Here is a 15360-nt window from a genome sequence, read left to right on the forward strand (position 1 = left end):
TGCACATTCTAATTGTTGCGGAGGTGATTAAAGATGGCTAAAAAACAACAGCAAAACCAACAGCAACAACCACAAGCGCAAGCTAACAAAACAGCTTCTGGTACTAACGTCCAACACGTGAAGCAGCAAAACCAACAGTCTGCTCAAGGTCAAGGACAATATGGTACTGAATTTGCGCAGGGTCAACAAGCTCAACAAGCTCAACAAGGTCAACAAGCTCAACAAGGTCAACAAGCTCAAAAAACTAACGCGCAACATGTAAAGCAGCAGAACCAACAATCTGCTCAAAAGAAAAACCAACAATAACTAATGTTGAAACGTCGTAACCCCCGAACCACTACGACTTTCTAAAAAAGCACTCCTTTATTGGAGTGCTTTTTTCTATTTTAAGGAAGATATACATACAATATTAGAATATCAGAGGGGGATTTCAGTCCTACATAAGTGTGTTGAATCTGAGGGAAGTAGTTAGAGCAGATTTATCATTTCCATTTGTTCGCTTTACTCGTTATAATTGTATGAAGGAGTAAAGATAATTAGCTTTTACCGGTCGTGTGTATAAGGAGTAAAGGAGAATTTCTATGTCAGTCCCGAAGCCAGGTCAACATATTCAAATTCATAGTTATAAACACAATGGCCAATTGCATCGAGTCTGGGATAGTACAACGATTTTGAAGGCAACTCAAAACGTTGTAATAGGGGCAAATGATAAAACATTAGTAACGGAAAGCGATGGACGAACTTGGATTACCAGAGAACCAGCCATTTGTTATTTCCATGCAAAATATTGGTTTAATATTATAGGGATGCTACGTAATGATGGAGTTTATTATTACTGTAATATAAGCTCTCCTTTTGTATATGATGATGAGGAAGCGCTGAAGTATATTGATTACGACTTAGATGTTAAAGTGTTTCCTGACATGACATATATATTGTTAGATGAGGATGAGTATGAACAGCATCGACAAGAGATGAATTACCCTCATGTGCTAGACCAGATTTTGAAAAACAATGTAAATCATTTGTTGAGGTGGATTCGACAAAGAAAAGGGCCTTTTTCACCTGAATTTATTGATCAATGGTATGAACGTTATTTAACGTATCTAACGTAAGGAAAGCCTGTTGACTTATCCAACAGGCTTTTTACATTTTTGAACATTTTATAATCAAACTATAAACATCAAATCAAAATGTACAGCTACGTATAGCTCCAATGCCCGATGACTTGCACTATTTAGAATGATTGTTGGCTAATTGAGGAAATGAAAAATAGGCACAAGTAGTCCTCAGTCAATGTAAAAGGCCATCTCAATTAGTAATTCTTCTTTATAGAGGTCTTATCATCGGTGCAATAGAATACGCAGATTGAGAGGTGACAGCCATGGATAATATAAAACGATATATTCAATTTGTTAAGCCATATAAAGGGAAAATTGCGTTAACTATTGCAATAGGTATTTTGAAATTTGGTATTCCTTTATTACTTCCCCTCATTTCTAAACATGTCATTGATAATATCATCAATGCCGAAAATATGAGTCAAAGTGCTAAAATTGATGAGCTATTGTGGATTATGGGAGGAGCGTTGTTTTTATTCTTAATTGTACGTCCTCCTATAGAGTATGCACGTCAATACCTAGCACAGTGGACAGGAAACACGATCTTATATGATATTCGTAATAAACTGTTTGATCATATACAACGATTAAGTCTCCGTTTTTATTCTAAAACAAAAACTGGTGAAGTAATATCGCGGGTTATTCATGATGTTGAGCAAACGAAGAACTTTGTTATTACAGGATTAATGAACATCTGGTTAGATATGTTCACGATTGTAATTGCTATTATTATAATGCTTACCATGAATGTATGGTTAACGATCGTAGCTATTTCCTTGTTTCCGTTATATGGCTTCGCGGTTAAGTTTTTCTATACGAAGCTTAGAGATTTAACGAAGGATCGATCTCAAGCCTTAGCAGAAGTGCAAGGACACTTGCATGAGAGAGTGCAAGGGATGCCGGTTATCCGTAGTTTTGCTTTAGAGGATTATGAACAAGATCAATTCAATAATCAAAACGCTAATTTTCTTGATAAAGCTTTAAAGCATACGAGCTGGAATGCGAAAACATTTAGTGTGACCTCTACTATTACAGATCTTGCACCGATACTTGTTATTGCGTTTGCTGGTTATCAGGTAATCGTAGGAAGTATTGAAGTTGGTACGATGGTAGCCTTTATTGGATATATGGACCGCGTGTATGCTCCATTACGCCGTTTAGTTAACTCTTCTACAGTGTTGACACAATCTATTGCATCTATGGATCGTGTGTTTGAATTTATGGATGAGGATTATGATATTCGAGATAAGCCAAACGCTGAAAAGCTAACACATGTAGATGGTCATATTACATTCGATAATATTTCTTTCCGTTATGACGATGATGAAAATCTAGTGTTAAAGAATTTAACCTTAGATGTTGAAAAAGGGGAAACCATTGCACTCGTGGGAATGAGTGGTGGAGGAAAATCGACGTTAATTAGTTTGCTTCCTAGATTCTATGATGTAGAGTCAGGAAGTATCAGAGTTGATGGGACAGACATCAAAGATGTAGAAGCACGTTCTCTTCGTGATAAAATTGGGATGGTACTTCAAGAAAATATTCTCTTTAGTGAATCTGTTGCGATGAATATTAAGATGGGGAACCCCGATGCGACAGACGAAGAGATGATGGAGGCTGCCAAAGCTGCTAATGCACACGATTTTATCATGGGGTTAACAGATGGATATGATACATTAGTAGGGGAGCGAGGCGTCAAGTTATCTGGTGGACAAAAACAACGTATTGCTATCGCTCGTGTATTCCTGAAAAATCCACCACTGTTAATATTAGATGAAGCAACGTCAGCTCTTGATTTAGAAAGTGAACATCTCATTCAAGAAGCGCTTGAAAAATTAGCTGCGGATCGGACCACATTTATCGTAGCCCACAGATTATCAACTATCACCCATGCCAATCGCATCGTGTTGATAGAGGATGGTAGGATTAAAGAAGCAGGAAGTCATGAAGAATTGATGAGACGAAAAGGTCATTATTATGATCTTTACCAGGTTCAACATTTAGACGATCCAAACCCTGAATATTTAGGGACGTAAATAAAGAAGCTTGAGGGCAGATTTTTAGCTCTCAAGCTTTAATTATGTCGATAACGATGACTTTTGATTATATACATATTAGATAAGAGAACTACGGTTTATTCCTTATAAGAGTCATAATCTTGAAGATTTAAATTCGAGATATATTTGGGGGAGATATGTTTCCGTTGTGTGAATCAGAGTAAAGATGGGACGGGAAATAGCGCCTTACACGACGCAGGGAAGTTCGACGTTGTCACACGATGTGACAACGTCGAACTTCCTCTGGATCGATTCATCTCCTCGGGAAAAGTTCGGCCCTGTGGGGTCTCAACACATACGTTTTTCCACAGGGCGCATCCATAATGCAGTGTAGGCACTTGTCATGTCCCTGCGATAAAAACATGGGCTTTGGAGCGACTTTTCCTGCTTTCGGAGCGAGAATAGAAACACACAGGAGCTACTTTTGAGATATAGGGGCGAGATTTCAGATATAGGTGTTACTTTTGAAAAATAGGAGCGACCGCCCCAATTTCCCGCCCCATCTCAAGATAATGGGGCTTAAATAGAACAAAAAAAGACTTCCTTAGTTAATGGGAAGTCTTTTTTACATTAGGTTATGTTTATTTCACGGTAGGTTTTGCTGGTTTTTGGACGTTAATGTGCTCGCTGCTGTGATAATTTGAGTAACTAGATAACACTTTTTCAAGTCTTTGTAATGTCTGATGGTAGTCCATTAAATTTGTTGCGAGGGGTAAGAACATTAGCTTTTCTTCCTCATTTTCCTTTTCCTCATAAATCTCAATTAAGTATTCAACCAATTTTGGGATGTTCGGTTGACCTGCTTCTTCCATGGTATCCTCTTCGTGTACTCGAATGCGTCCCATAACAGAGAGAACTAACTTTTCGTGGGCATGGATGACTTTGTCTAACTCATTGACTAGCGTATTGCGAAACTCACTTGAAACCCTGTCCATTTCATTTTCAAGACGAGAAAATGTTTTGAGGACTTCGAATGCTTTTTTAGTCGTGGCAATAAGGTGACGGAATAGGACCAGCTTTCGTGCTTTTTTTAATCGCTTGCTTTTTAAATAAGTTCTCTCCTCTTGGTAAAGGCTGTATAAACGGTCGATATTGAGCATCTCTCCATCCAAGCGACTAATTTCTTCTTTCAAAGCTGGTCGGTCAGAGAGGTGGCGTGTGGTGATTCTGAGCCACTGTAGGATATCCCCCGTATTTCGATCGATCATACCAAAAAGCTTCGTCTCATACTTAGGAGGTAAAAATAGTAAGTTTACAAAGAACGAAGCAAATACTCCTAACATTAAGGAAGTAAAACGAAGAGCTGTGAATTGTAAAAACGGCATGTCAGTTGTTTCCATAATTGCAATTACAGCTACAAGCGCCAGTAAAACTGTATTTTCTTTCATATTGAATTGAATGCAAATACCGATAACAAGAACGATAGTGAAGCCCATTATGAAAGGATCGTTTCCTAAGGTGAGCACAATAATGGAAGCACTAATGGCTCCGATAATATTTGCCTGTACTTGTTCAATAATAGATTGATATGAGCGATAAATGGAAGGCTGTATGGAAAATAAGGCAGCCATTCCAGCAAAGATTGTACTTGAACCAATTAGCGAAGCTACATAGATTGCAATCGCTACGGCTAGTCCGGTCTTGAGCATCCTTGCACCAAGTTTCATTTGAAAAAACCTTCTTTCGTAATCCTATTAAACATATGTATTATACTTCATTTATATCTATATAGATATGAAAACTTGCTAGGATAAAGCAATAGTATAAGTATAGGAAGAATTCCCTTCATACAAACGGAAAAAACGATTATTTCATGTTAGAAAATGTGTCGTAAAAAAAAGGCTGACTTTCTTGGGAGAAAGTCAGCATAACATATTCCTTGAAAGGATGGTAGACCTTCAACACATACTCATACGTGCAAAAGACCTATGAAAAAGGGGTAAGAAATGAAAAGAGCACAATTGTTATTGCGCTAATTTTCTGATTATTTACAATAGTAGCATAGTTTAGGCTTGTATGCAATTCTTCTTTCACAATTTCATTATGGAAGATAGGGTATAAAAAAAGACCCTGGTCAAAACCAGAGTCTTTCATAGAAAGCGAAAAAGTTTCTAGCACTTACATGTTTAGCTCCAGGGCAAAGCGAAAGCAAGCTCCTGCATCTCATTACGATAAGTCAACATCGGGGTTCGCTCCGCTCTCCATGTTTCCTTTCGATCTACACGAGGTAGGAGGGTTCGACGTTGCTGCGTGACGCAGCGGTTTTAAACGAACCTCCATTAAATCACTGTTAGACAGTTTATACGTCGTAAGTAGTGTGCTTGTCTCTAATCATTAGCTAATGTTTTAAAGGATTTTTCAACAGCTTTCAGAGTTTCTTGAATATCTTCTTCTGTATGAGCGATGGTCAAGAACCATGCTTCGAATTTAGAAGGTGCTAGGTTAATTCCTTCTTGAAGCATTAAATGGAAGAAACGCGAGAACATATCTCCGTTTGAGGCTTCTGCTTGCTCATAATTTTCAATCTCTGTATCTGTAAAATAAACAGTTAACGCACCTTTTAATCGGTTAACCTTTACAGGGAGATTATATGTTTTTGCATGTTTGAGGATGCCTTTCTCTAACATCGAGCCAAGCTTGTCGAGTTTTTCGTATGTGCCTTCTTGCTTAAGTACTTCAAGGCATGCGATACCGGATGAGATAGATGCGGGGTTACCAGCCATTGTACCTGCTTGATAAGCAGGACCAAGTGGAGCAACCTGTTCCATAATATCCATTCGTCCACCGTAGGCACCTATAGGGAGACCACCACCGATAATTTTACCGAGGGCTGTCATATCTGGTTCTACTCCAACCAAGTCTTGTGCACTTCCGTAAGTGAAACGAAACGCTGTAATAACCTCATCATAAATGACAAGAGCTCCTGCATCGTGGGCTATGTTATTGACTTCTTGCAAGAAGCCTGGTTTCGGTTCAACTATTCCGAAGTTACCTACAATAGGTTCAACTAAGACAGCTGCTACCTCCTCACCATGAACCTCGATAGCCTCACGGAATGATTCCACATCATTGAAAGGAACAGTGATTACTTCTTGTGCAATAGACTTAGGAATCCCTGCAGAATCAGGGGTGCCAAGTGTGGCGGGTCCAGAACCTGCTGCTACAAGTACAAGGTCGGAATGGCCGTGGTAACAGCCTGAGAATTTGATGACTTTCGTGCGATTTGTGTACGCTCGTGCTACACGAATCGTTGTCATAACAGCTTCTGTTCCTGAATTTACGAAGCGAACTTTCTCCATGGAAGGGATCGCCTCTTTTAGCATTTTTGCAAAACGGTTCTCAAGTTTCGTAGGAGTTCCGTATAGGACGCCGTTATATGCAGAGTCTGCAATGGCTCTTGCGATATGGGGATGGGCATGACCGGCAATAATCGGTCCATATGCACCAAGATAATCGATGTATTTATTTCCATCCACATCCCAGAAATAGGCTCCTTCTGCTTTTTCCATAAAAATAGGAGTTCCTCCACCTACGCCTTTGTATGCGCGAGAAGGAGAGTTCACTCCACCTACCATATGCTCTTCTGCTTCTTTATATAATGCTACTGATTGATCAATATTCATCATAAACCTCCACTAGATAAATAGTTCAAAATGTATATCCACGGAACAGTTTAACATATTCATAGAGAATCTCATGAACATACTTTAGTCTTTTTGTTGGAAATAGAGGCCGGAAAGTTCATTATCATAAATGCTTTCTGACTTCTGTAAACTTATAGTAAGGACAGGGGTGGATGCTATGGTGATGACGTGGGGATTGGTTTGTGTCATTGTAGTGGTGTTATATGGGAGTATAAAACATTTTTTAGATTTCAGTGAGCGGAGAGGGCAACGGATTATTGTAGAGCATTTTTATTCGTTACTTCTTGTATATGTGATTGTGATGCTTGCATTTGGGATGATTTACTTTATCTTTGCATCACAGGGGATGCCGATTTTAATGGATGAACTGCTTCAGCATGAATCCATACTAGATCGACTAGGACACTCTATATATTTTAGTGGCGTTACCCTGCTTACCGTAGGGTACGGTGATATTACACCAATTGGGATTGGACGAGTTATCGCACTTGTAGAAGCCTTAATCGGATATGTGCTTCCGGCAGCTTTTTTTGTACAATTAATGCATGATAAGTAATAAAAGTTGTAAGAATGTGTGTCTTTGGTTACCCTTAAGATAGATAACGTTCTGGAGGGATTTTGAATGACTGTAGAATTAGGAAAACAAGCACCTGACTTTGAATTAAAAGCTAGTAATGGAGAAACCGTAAAGTTATCTGATTTCCGTGGCAAAAACGTTGTACTTTATTTCTATCCAAAAGATATGACGCCAGGCTGTACAAATGAAGCGTGTGATTTCAGAGATCATCATGAAAGCTTTGCAGATGTTGATGCGGTGATTCTAGGCGTGAGTCCTGATCCGGTAGAGCGACATAAGAAGTTTATCGACAAACATGAGTTACCGTTCCTATTACTTGCGGATGAGGATCATAAAGTCGCCGAAGAATATGGTGCATGGACACTTAAGAAGAATTTTGGTAAAGAATACATGGGTATTGAGCGTTCCACTTTTTTAATAGATAAAGAAGGGAACTTGGCCCATGAATGGCGCAAAGTTCGTGTCAAAGGCCATGTAGAAGCAGCGCTTGAATACATTCGTGAAAACCTATCGTAATACTCAATAGCGTAAGCGGCCGTTTAGCAACGTATATGCTGGACTGAACCGCAGTAGGATAAAGGAAACACGAAGAGCAAAGCGATTCGATGTTGACTTATCGACCGGAGGGGAGGGAAGCATACTAGTTGCTGGACGCTGGAGCTAGACTTAAGAATAGCGTAAGCGGCCGTTTAGCAACGTATATGCTGCGACCTACACGACGTAGGTTACAAAAACAGTGGCTCTTATCCTGTAAAGGAAGAGCCACTGTTTTTTTGTTTTTAGTGATGCTTACTGCTTCTTCAATTCCTTGAGCATGTGTAGTGTTTCCTCGTATTCTTCTTCTAGAGATGCGTTATCATTTTTGGGGTCGGGAATACTTAGCCGACTAATTAATTCAGTTAATTTGTTTTCTAGGGTCATGATGCGCTGGACTGTATCATCACTACAATTCGTTTTTTGTTTGTCAGTATAATAATTGTTAAGCGTTCCTTGATAGGTGGTAAGGGAGCCATTTTCAAGAAACCATAAATGATCAGCTGTTTCTTCAATAAAGCGACGATCGTGTGTAACGAATAATACAGTGCCGGGGTAATCTTGAATTAATCCTTCAAGTGATGTGATTGCTTCAATATCTAGATGGTTTGTCGGTTCATCTATGACGAGAACATTATAGCTTCCAGTCAAAAGTCTTGCTAATGCTGCTTTGACACGTTCACCACCACTTAATATGCCGATTTTCTTGTGTACATCTGTGTCAAAAAAACGGAGACGACCTAAAATAATCCGAATCACATGCTGGGATAATGAGCTATTTTCCTGTACATATTCAAGGATTGTTTTATCTTCCGGCAGAGCTTCAAGGGTTTGATCAAAATGGCCGATGGAAGCCTGGTTCGTAATCTCAAGCTCCGTATTTCCATACAATAGTTGATGGAGAAGAGTTGTTTTACCACTTCCATTTGCACCTATAATAGCTGTCTTAGAACCAGTTTTTAGCTTTACATGGTCAATGGTATAGAGTTGTCGATTGCCTATATTCATTGTAAGGTCTTTAGCGACAAAAATGTTCTTTCGATGAATCGGTTCAACCAAAGTGTAATCCATCTTGATCTCAGACCATTCAAAGGGTTTTTCCACTTTTTCTAGACGGTCTATACGATCTTGGATAACTTTTGAAACACGTTCCACTTTCTGTTTCTTCCCGGAAGCTTTTCCCTTATACAATTGCCACTCTGAGTTGCCCATACGTGAAGGAGGTTTATTCATTCCTTTCGATTGTTTTTCTTTCTGATGCATTCGCTCTGTTAGGCGTTTTTTCTCTTTTACATAAGCCTCATATTCTTCCTGTTGGTGTTGCACCTTTAATGCTTTGGCGTCCTCATAATCGGAATAATTTCCTTTGTACTCCGTGACCTCTCCATCTTCAAGCTCCCAAATCTTTGTACAAACTTCATCAAGCAGTTTTCGGTCGTGAGATACGATAACATAAGCACCTTGCAAGTGGAGTAGCTTCTTTTCTACTTCATCTATACGTTGCCAATCCAGGTTATTCGTTGGTTCATCTAGCAAAAGTATGTCATGAGATTCGTTAAACAATTGCTCTAATTTGCGTAGCGTCTTTTCCCCACCACTTAAGTGGTTCCAACTTGGTTCCTCTTCTATATTTAGTTGCCTGAAATAACCTACAGATCCGTTCCAAGATACTAGGGGATTTGTATCTAATAAACCAAGTAAATAGTTTAGTAGAAGGGATTTGCCTTCCCCGTTTTTTCCTATCAAACCAATACGATCCCCTTGATGAATGGATAGTTCATTGATCTCTAATAGTGTTCGATCTCCAATAGTGAAGTGAATCTGTTTCGCATGCATAACTCTCATAAAAAAACCTCCCTGAACGTTCCAGAGAGGTAGGTGTATGTATATACGTAAAGAGGGACGTCATTTTCTGCAGTTAACAGAAAATGACATAACTTTTGTATACACAAATCAAATAGTCTATAAATAGACATACCTATCCTATCTGGAACGAGTGTGTTCACATGAATAACGTTCATATTAAACTCGCCTCTCAAAATAGGATTAGTACTTCATTGTGTATAGATTCAGTCCCTTCGTTGTTGGTACTTATATTATATGGTAACGAATGGTAAGGTGCAATTAATTTTCCCAACTTAGTTAAACACCTATTTTAACTAAGTTTACAAGAAGTAGGTAAAGGTCTATACTTCAGGGTGCATACAAACGTATAGTACATTAAGAGAAAAAAACCTCCCCTTTACAATATAGATTGGCTTGCACGAACATTTAATGTTCGTGCTTTTTTAATAGTAAAGAAACCATAAGTATTTATATTCAAAAAGGTAACTAGTTCGTCAATTAAGAATGTAGCAATTTAGGCGATGGAATTGACTATTGTTTATAGTCTTACATTACGTGCCACGATCGAACTAACTTGGCCACTAAATGGGCCTTCTTTAGATTTTTGCTTGCTAAATAAAATGATTTATTTGGGTACAAAGAGGAAAAAAAGATAAGATAATAGAAAGAATATAAATGGAGGGATAGCTATGAACGTAGTAACAACCTGTAAAATACGCAGAGATATACGCGAGCATCTTGTATCAGCCTATCCAGAGATTTCATTTCAATTTTGTGAAGATATAACTGAAGCGGAACCATTTATTCATGAAGCTGAAGTTTTGCTTACATACGGAGAAGATTTACATGATTCCCATATCGATAAAGCCTCAAAGTTAAAATGGATTATGGTGTTGTCTGCTGGATTGGATGAAATGCCGTTTCATAAAATAGAAGAAAAAGGTATTATTGTTTCGAATGTAAAAGGGATTCACAGTATTCCAATGGCGGAATATGCAATTTCAATGCTCTTACAAGTTTCTCGACAAGCAAAGACTGTTTCAGAAAATGAACGATTACGTCGTTGGGACAAAAAAGTTCGCATGACTGAAATCACAGGTAAAACGATGCTAATAGCAGGCGCTGGAGCAATTGGTCAAGAGGTTGCTCGATTGGCGAAGGCATTTCGAATGAAAACGATTGGAATATCCAATAGCGGAAGAGAAAAAGATTTCTTTGATGAGGTACACACAAGAAGTGATCTAATGACTAAATTAGCAGAAGCGGACTTTGTAATATCAGTGCTCCCAAGTACTCCTGAAACGAAAGGATTCTTTGCAAAAGAACACTTTGAGCAAATGCCTTCTGATGCTGTTTTTCTAAATATGGGTAGAGGAGATGCTGTTCATGATCATGTAATGTTAGAGGTCATGCAGGAACAGCTTATTTCACACGCTATTTTAGATGTTTTTGAACAAGAACCATTACCAGAAGCTCACCCGTTTTGGGGAATGTACAATGTAACTGTAACTCCTCACATATCTGGTGTGTCACCTGATTACCAGCCAAGAGGTATAGAGATTTTTGAACATAATCTAAAAGAATATCGAAATGGAACAAACGATTACCTCAACAAAATTAATCCAAGAAAGGGGTATTAATAATGAAAATCTATACTAAAGGTGGCGACAAAGGAACAACTTCTCTCATATATGGTGATCGAGTACCGAAAAATGACATTAGAGTAGAAGCCTATGGTACATGTGATGAGGCAAATTCTATGATTGGGATTGCACTGAGTCATCTACGAAAAGAAGATTGGCTAGCAGAAGAGAAATTCTCAGAAGTCATGTATCGTATTCAAACAATTCTTTTTCATGTAGGAGCAGAATTGGCTACTCCTAAAGGAAAAGATGTGAAATGGCAAGTTACCAAAGAGCATATTGAAGAGCTTGAAAAGCAAATAGATGCATGGGAGGATGAGTTAGACCCACTAGAGAATTTCATACTACCATCAGGACATCAGGCCTCTGCAGCACTTCATTCTGCTCGGACCATTATCCGTAGGGCGGAAAGATCAGCTGTTGTAATTAAAGATGAGTTAAATAACCCACTTGTGTTAAGCTACCTTAACCGTTTATCGGACTTTTTGTTTGTAGCGGCACGCTATGTGAACAAAATGACTGGTGGAAAAGAAATATCTTTACAAGCAGACGTATAAAATCAAGGTAAGTTCATGTGGGGCGCCGCCTGAACGTTGACAATTGCTTTAAATAAAGGTTACACTATTTATAAGAATTTTAATGTAATAATCTTGTTTAATAATAATATTTGTTGAAAGCGAGGTGCATGACGGTGTCTGAACAACGACTTAGTGAGGCTCTGGACACATTAAAAGGTTCTGGCGTCCGTATTACACCCCAACGTCATGCGGTGCTTGAATATCTTATTCAATCTATGTCTCATCCAACAGCTGATGATATTTATAAAGCGTTGGAATCGAAATTTCCAAACATGAGCGTAGCAACGGTCTATAATAATTTACGCGTGTTTAAAGAAATTGGCCTTGTCAGGGAATTGACATATGGTGATTCCTCAAGCCGATTTGATTGCAACACAAGTGAACACTATCATGCGATTTGTAGTGAGTGTGGTAAGATTGTAGACTTCCACTACCCTATATTAGATGAAGTGGAATCACTAGCAGAACAAGTAACAGGTTTTGATGTAAGTCATCACCGTATGGAAGTGTATGGTGTTTGTGAAGATTGTAAACAACAGCAACATTAAAGCTGGAAGGCTCTATTAAGAGGCTTTCAGCTTTTTTTTGTTGTCTAATTTTATTAACATTAAATTATTAGCCCTATATACCTTGAGTGATTTTTGAAGAAATGATGAACATCCAGGTACTACCATACAATGTTTGTTTAAATGGTGTAGAATATAAATATAGACTACTTAAAATGAAGTCCAAAAATGGTAAAGAGGGGGGTTCACCTATGAAAAATTCAATTATTGTTCCTGTTGATGGCTCTCCACATTCGTTTTTTGCAATGACTGAAGCACTCGACTTATCGAAGAGATTGGAAATGAATATAGTGCTTGTCAATGTTCAGCATCAAATTGAAACATTGCATACAAAGATGTTCTTTTCATCTTCAGATGTGAATGAGTATCAAAACCAGCTAGCAACAGAAGCATTAAAAGAAGTGACTGATTTTCTAGACAAGCAACAAATTTCGTATGAAAAAGTGGTTCGTATTGGGTACCCTATTCATGAAATATGTAAGGAAGCAGAAGAAAGAGGCGCTAAATATATTATAATAGGTTCCCGAGGAAGAGGACCTTTAAGAGGGCAAATGTTTGGGAGTGTGTCGCTAGGGGTTTTACACGAAGCGAATTGTCCCGTGCTCGTTGTCAAAGGTGACAAGGATAAGGCGAATGCTTGAAAGGTATAATCAACTAAATTTAAAAATGGAAGTTAATAAGAACTAAGCCTTAAAGTTTCATAACAGTTATAAAAAAGCCCTTATGGGTGCATGATCGGATGCATCCATAAGGGCTTTTGTACTATATCCTGATAAATTGAAGAATTATATTTCATTCTCTGTGTTTTTTTGGTATCTTTTTGAGTTGTAGCTTTCATCAAACTCTTTACCTTCTAGATCTTTATCTAGAGTAAGAGGTTCTTTGCAATGCATGCACGCATCTACACGACCTAGAATCTTAGTTGGTTTTTCACAATTGGGACAAACTACTTGAATTGTTTTTGTCGAAAGCATGCCAATCCAAAAGTAAATCACCGTACTTAAGGCGACTGATATCATCCCTAGAATCATGAATATACTCATTAACCACATGGTCTCTTTAAAGAAAAGGCCGATATACATGACCCCGAATCCAATAAATACTAAACTTAACGCAAAAGTGCGGATTTTATTAATTTTACTTGAGTACTTAATGCCCACTCCGTTCCCTCCTAAAGCTTCTTACAATGGTAGTATAGCATAAATTATAGGAGAGAAACGGGGATAGGAAAAAGGAATTTTTACGAATATGTCGAAATAAACACTATCTAAAAGTATTTGGGGGAAACTATTATGGAAGATGTGTTACGTCCGATTTACCAGGAACGTGCCAGCCAAAAAAATACCTTAGGGATTTTATTAATAGAAAAGAAAAAACCAATTAGTCCGTTAACAGATAACTTTGACGTTATTCTACTTATAGTAGTGAGAGATGCAGAACAACCTTGGTTTGTGAAGCACTACGAATTTGGAGATAAAATAGCTGCTATGCATATAGTGGAGGAAAATCAATTACTACAATGGGTGGATACAAGTGCTTATCGCCGAGCAGTAGAATGGGTGATAGAAGGGAAGGTTCTGTTTGATCGCAATGATTACATACAATCCCTAAAGGAAAATCTCCGCAACTTTCCACTAGAAAAAAGGGATTTAAAAAAGGTGATTGAATTTGCTAAGCTCATCCGTAGCTATCATGAATGCAAAGACTTATTTGAATCCCAGCAGTATATGGATGCATTTAGTCGTATGGTTCATTCCTTACATTATTTAGCGAGACTTTCTGTTATTGAAAAAGGGTTCCACCCTGAAGTGACTGTTTGGAATCAAGTGAAGCAAATAGAACCCGAAATCTATAAACTACATCAAGAATTAATCCAAAGTACAGAGTCGTTAGATAAACGAGTGCAATTAATGTTACTTGCCACAGAGTTTGCAATTAACTCCAGAACCATTAATTGCACTCGTCACTTCATACAAATAATGGGGGAAAAAGATGAAGCTTGGACGTATGGGGAGTTAATGATTCATCCAAGGATTCAATCGTACTCACTTGATTTAGGAGCGCTTTTGGAGTATTTGGTAGAAAAAGAAGTTGTAGAAACGGTTCAAATAGAAACAAAGGGCCAGCACATTTATCATCGAAAATATCAATTAAGACAAAACTAAATAGAAAGAAGGAAGCAGTTCTTGCGATAGCTCAAGTGCAATGAGGGTGGAAGCAGAAGCTGCTTTCTTATATTATAGATGAAGTCGTTCCAATAGTAATCAGCGTATAATATTAATAAATATTAATAAATTCATTTTATCTATTGCACGATAAAAATCACCGTGATATATTATTATATGTCGCATTAAGAGCGGCAGCGAAAACAAAACATTTTAAAAAGGCTGAAAAAACTTTAAAAAAGTTATTGACGAAGCACTTGAAAAAATGGTACATTGGTAAATGTCGCGCTAACGACGGCGGCAAAAAAAACAGCAACCGAGAAAAAATGAATAACAAAAAGTTATTGACTTGAAATCGGCGAAATGTTATACTGATTAAGTCGCTGTTTTGGTGGCAGAGCGAAACAACGAAACATTTGATCTTTGAAAACTGAACAAAACAACTTGTAAACAACCTGTTAATTTTTTAACGAATTAGCCAGTAATCATTTTGGATGATGCAAAGGCGAACTTCTTCATTTTATGGAGAGTTTGATCCTGGCTCAGGACGAACGCTGGCGGCGTGCCTAATACATGCAAGTCGAGCGCGTGAAGCAACATGATCCCTTCGGGGTGATTGTTGTGGATCGA

14 protein-coding genes and 1 rRNA gene are annotated in these 15360 nt (G+C 38.1%); 11 read left to right on the forward strand and 4 right to left on the reverse strand.

Annotation, left to right across the window (positions count from 1 at the left end; translation table 11 throughout):
* Positions 1-33: 33 nt before the first annotated feature.
* From GLW08_RS16190 to GLW08_RS16200, 3 genes are all read left to right on the forward strand, one after another.
* A complete protein-coding gene (locus GLW08_RS16190; RefSeq protein WP_160849680.1) occupies positions 34-306 on the forward strand; it encodes a gamma-type small acid-soluble spore protein in 273 nt (90 codons plus the stop codon).
* A 275-nt stretch (positions 307-581) separates the two neighbouring features.
* Complete coding sequence (gene ntdP / locus GLW08_RS16195; RefSeq protein WP_160849681.1) at positions 582-1115, forward strand: nucleoside tri-diphosphate phosphatase; 534 nt, start codon at positions 582-584, stop codon at positions 1113-1115.
* Between the two features lie 269 nt (positions 1116-1384).
* On the forward strand, positions 1385-3157 hold the full coding sequence (locus GLW08_RS16200; RefSeq protein WP_160849682.1) for an ABC transporter ATP-binding protein: 1773 nt from the start codon (positions 1385-1387) through the stop codon (positions 3155-3157).
* Positions 3158-3759: 602 nt separating this feature from the next.
* Here GLW08_RS16200 and GLW08_RS16205 read toward each other — a convergent pair.
* Positions 3760-4845, reverse strand: coding sequence for an FUSC family protein (locus tag GLW08_RS16205; RefSeq protein ID WP_160849683.1), 1086 nt, complete (start codon positions 4843-4845; stop codon positions 3760-3762).
* 660 nt (positions 4846-5505) lie between these two features.
* On the reverse strand, positions 5506-6801 hold the full coding sequence (locus GLW08_RS16210; protein WP_160849684.1) for a glutamate-1-semialdehyde 2,1-aminomutase: 1296 nt from the start codon (positions 6799-6801) through the stop codon (positions 5506-5508).
* A gap of 178 nt (positions 6802-6979) precedes the next feature.
* Here GLW08_RS16210 and GLW08_RS16215 point away from each other — a divergent pair, with 178 nt between their 5' ends.
* Both GLW08_RS16215 and bcp read left to right on the forward strand, forming a co-directional pair.
* The gene (locus tag GLW08_RS16215; RefSeq protein WP_160849685.1) at positions 6980-7378 is read left to right on the forward strand and encodes a potassium channel family protein; all 399 of its coding nucleotides are present in this window, start codon (positions 6980-6982) and stop codon (positions 7376-7378) included.
* Positions 7379-7444: 66 nt separating this feature from the next.
* The gene (bcp, locus tag GLW08_RS16220; RefSeq protein ID WP_160849686.1) at positions 7445-7915 is read left to right on the forward strand and encodes a thioredoxin-dependent thiol peroxidase; all 471 of its coding nucleotides are present in this window, start codon (positions 7445-7447) and stop codon (positions 7913-7915) included.
* Between the two features lie 273 nt (positions 7916-8188).
* On the opposite strand, the gene abc-f is transcribed toward bcp, so the two are convergent.
* Positions 8189-9778: a ribosomal protection-like ABC-F family protein gene (gene abc-f / locus GLW08_RS16225; protein WP_160849687.1), complete on the reverse strand. Its 1590-nt coding sequence runs from the start codon at positions 9776-9778 to the stop codon at positions 8189-8191.
* Positions 9779-10467: 689 nt separating this feature from the next.
* Here abc-f and GLW08_RS16230 point away from each other — a divergent pair.
* The 4 genes from GLW08_RS16230 to GLW08_RS16245 all read left to right on the forward strand — a co-directional run bounded on the left by GLW08_RS16230 (position 10468) and on the right by GLW08_RS16245 (position 13206).
* On the forward strand, positions 10468-11418 hold the full coding sequence (locus GLW08_RS16230) for a D-2-hydroxyacid dehydrogenase (RefSeq protein WP_160849688.1): 951 nt from the start codon (positions 10468-10470) through the stop codon (positions 11416-11418).
* A 2-nt stretch (positions 11419-11420) separates the two neighbouring features.
* Entirely contained in the window at positions 11421-11978 is a 558-nt protein-coding gene (locus GLW08_RS16235) for a cob(I)yrinic acid a,c-diamide adenosyltransferase (protein WP_160849689.1), read from the forward strand.
* A 128-nt stretch (positions 11979-12106) separates the two neighbouring features.
* Positions 12107-12547 (forward strand): peroxide-responsive transcriptional repressor PerR, encoded by a 441-nt coding sequence (perR, locus tag GLW08_RS16240; RefSeq protein WP_160849690.1) that lies wholly within the window; start codon positions 12107-12109, stop codon positions 12545-12547.
* A 209-nt stretch (positions 12548-12756) separates the two neighbouring features.
* Positions 12757-13206: a universal stress protein gene (locus tag GLW08_RS16245; protein ID WP_160849691.1), complete on the forward strand. Its 450-nt coding sequence runs from the start codon at positions 12757-12759 to the stop codon at positions 13204-13206.
* A 144-nt stretch (positions 13207-13350) separates the two neighbouring features.
* On the opposite strand, the gene GLW08_RS16250 is transcribed toward GLW08_RS16245, so the two are convergent.
* The gene (locus tag GLW08_RS16250; RefSeq protein ID WP_160849692.1) at positions 13351-13725 is read right to left on the reverse strand and encodes a DUF2614 family zinc ribbon-containing protein; all 375 of its coding nucleotides are present in this window, start codon (positions 13723-13725) and stop codon (positions 13351-13353) included.
* 132 nt (positions 13726-13857) lie between these two features.
* On the opposite strand from GLW08_RS16250, the gene GLW08_RS16255 reads away from it, so the two are divergent.
* Together GLW08_RS16255 and GLW08_RS16260 are read left to right on the forward strand one after the other, a co-directional pair.
* A complete protein-coding gene (locus tag GLW08_RS16255) occupies positions 13858-14730 on the forward strand; it encodes a nucleotidyltransferase-like protein (RefSeq protein ID WP_160849693.1) in 873 nt (290 codons plus the stop codon).
* 519 nt (positions 14731-15249) lie between these two features.
* A 16S ribosomal RNA gene (locus GLW08_RS16260) occupies positions 15250-15360 on the forward strand; the annotation flags it as partial.

The sequence above is a fragment of the Pontibacillus yanchengensis genome, assembly GCF_009856295.1.
GTDB lineage: Bacteria > Bacillota > Bacilli > Bacillales > BH030062 > Pontibacillus > Pontibacillus yanchengensis_A.

Excerpts from the sequence above, each read along its gene's own strand:
- ntdP (WP_160849681.1), top strand. The coding sequence starts at position 582 with ATGTCAGTCCCGAAGCCAGGTCAACATATTCAAATTCATAGTTATAAA.
- GLW08_RS16200 (WP_160849682.1), top strand. The coding sequence starts at position 1,385 with ATGGATAATATAAAACGATATATTCAATTTGTTAAGCCATATAAAGGG.
- perR (WP_160849690.1), top strand. The coding sequence starts at position 12,107 with ATGACGGTGTCTGAACAACGACTTAGTGAGGCTCTGGACACATTAAAA.
- GLW08_RS16210 (WP_160849684.1), bottom strand. The coding sequence starts at position 6,801 with ATGAATATTGATCAATCAGTAGCATTATATAAAGAAGCAGAAGAGCAT.
- bcp (WP_160849686.1), top strand. The coding sequence starts at position 7,445 with ATGACTGTAGAATTAGGAAAACAAGCACCTGACTTTGAATTAAAAGCT.
- GLW08_RS16205 (WP_160849683.1), bottom strand. The coding sequence starts at position 4,845 with ATGAAACTTGGTGCAAGGATGCTCAAGACCGGACTAGCCGTAGCGATT.
- GLW08_RS16235 (WP_160849689.1), top strand. The coding sequence starts at position 11,421 with ATGAAAATCTATACTAAAGGTGGCGACAAAGGAACAACTTCTCTCATA.
- GLW08_RS16215 (WP_160849685.1), top strand. The coding sequence starts at position 6,980 with ATGGTGATGACGTGGGGATTGGTTTGTGTCATTGTAGTGGTGTTATAT.
- GLW08_RS16245 (WP_160849691.1), top strand. The coding sequence starts at position 12,757 with ATGAAAAATTCAATTATTGTTCCTGTTGATGGCTCTCCACATTCGTTT.
- GLW08_RS16190 (WP_160849680.1), top strand. The coding sequence starts at position 34 with ATGGCTAAAAAACAACAGCAAAACCAACAGCAACAACCACAAGCGCAA.
- GLW08_RS16230 (WP_160849688.1), top strand. The coding sequence starts at position 10,468 with ATGAACGTAGTAACAACCTGTAAAATACGCAGAGATATACGCGAGCAT.
- abc-f (WP_160849687.1), bottom strand. The coding sequence starts at position 9,778 with ATGAGAGTTATGCATGCGAAACAGATTCACTTCACTATTGGAGATCGA.
- GLW08_RS16255 (WP_160849693.1), top strand. The coding sequence starts at position 13,858 with ATGGAAGATGTGTTACGTCCGATTTACCAGGAACGTGCCAGCCAAAAA.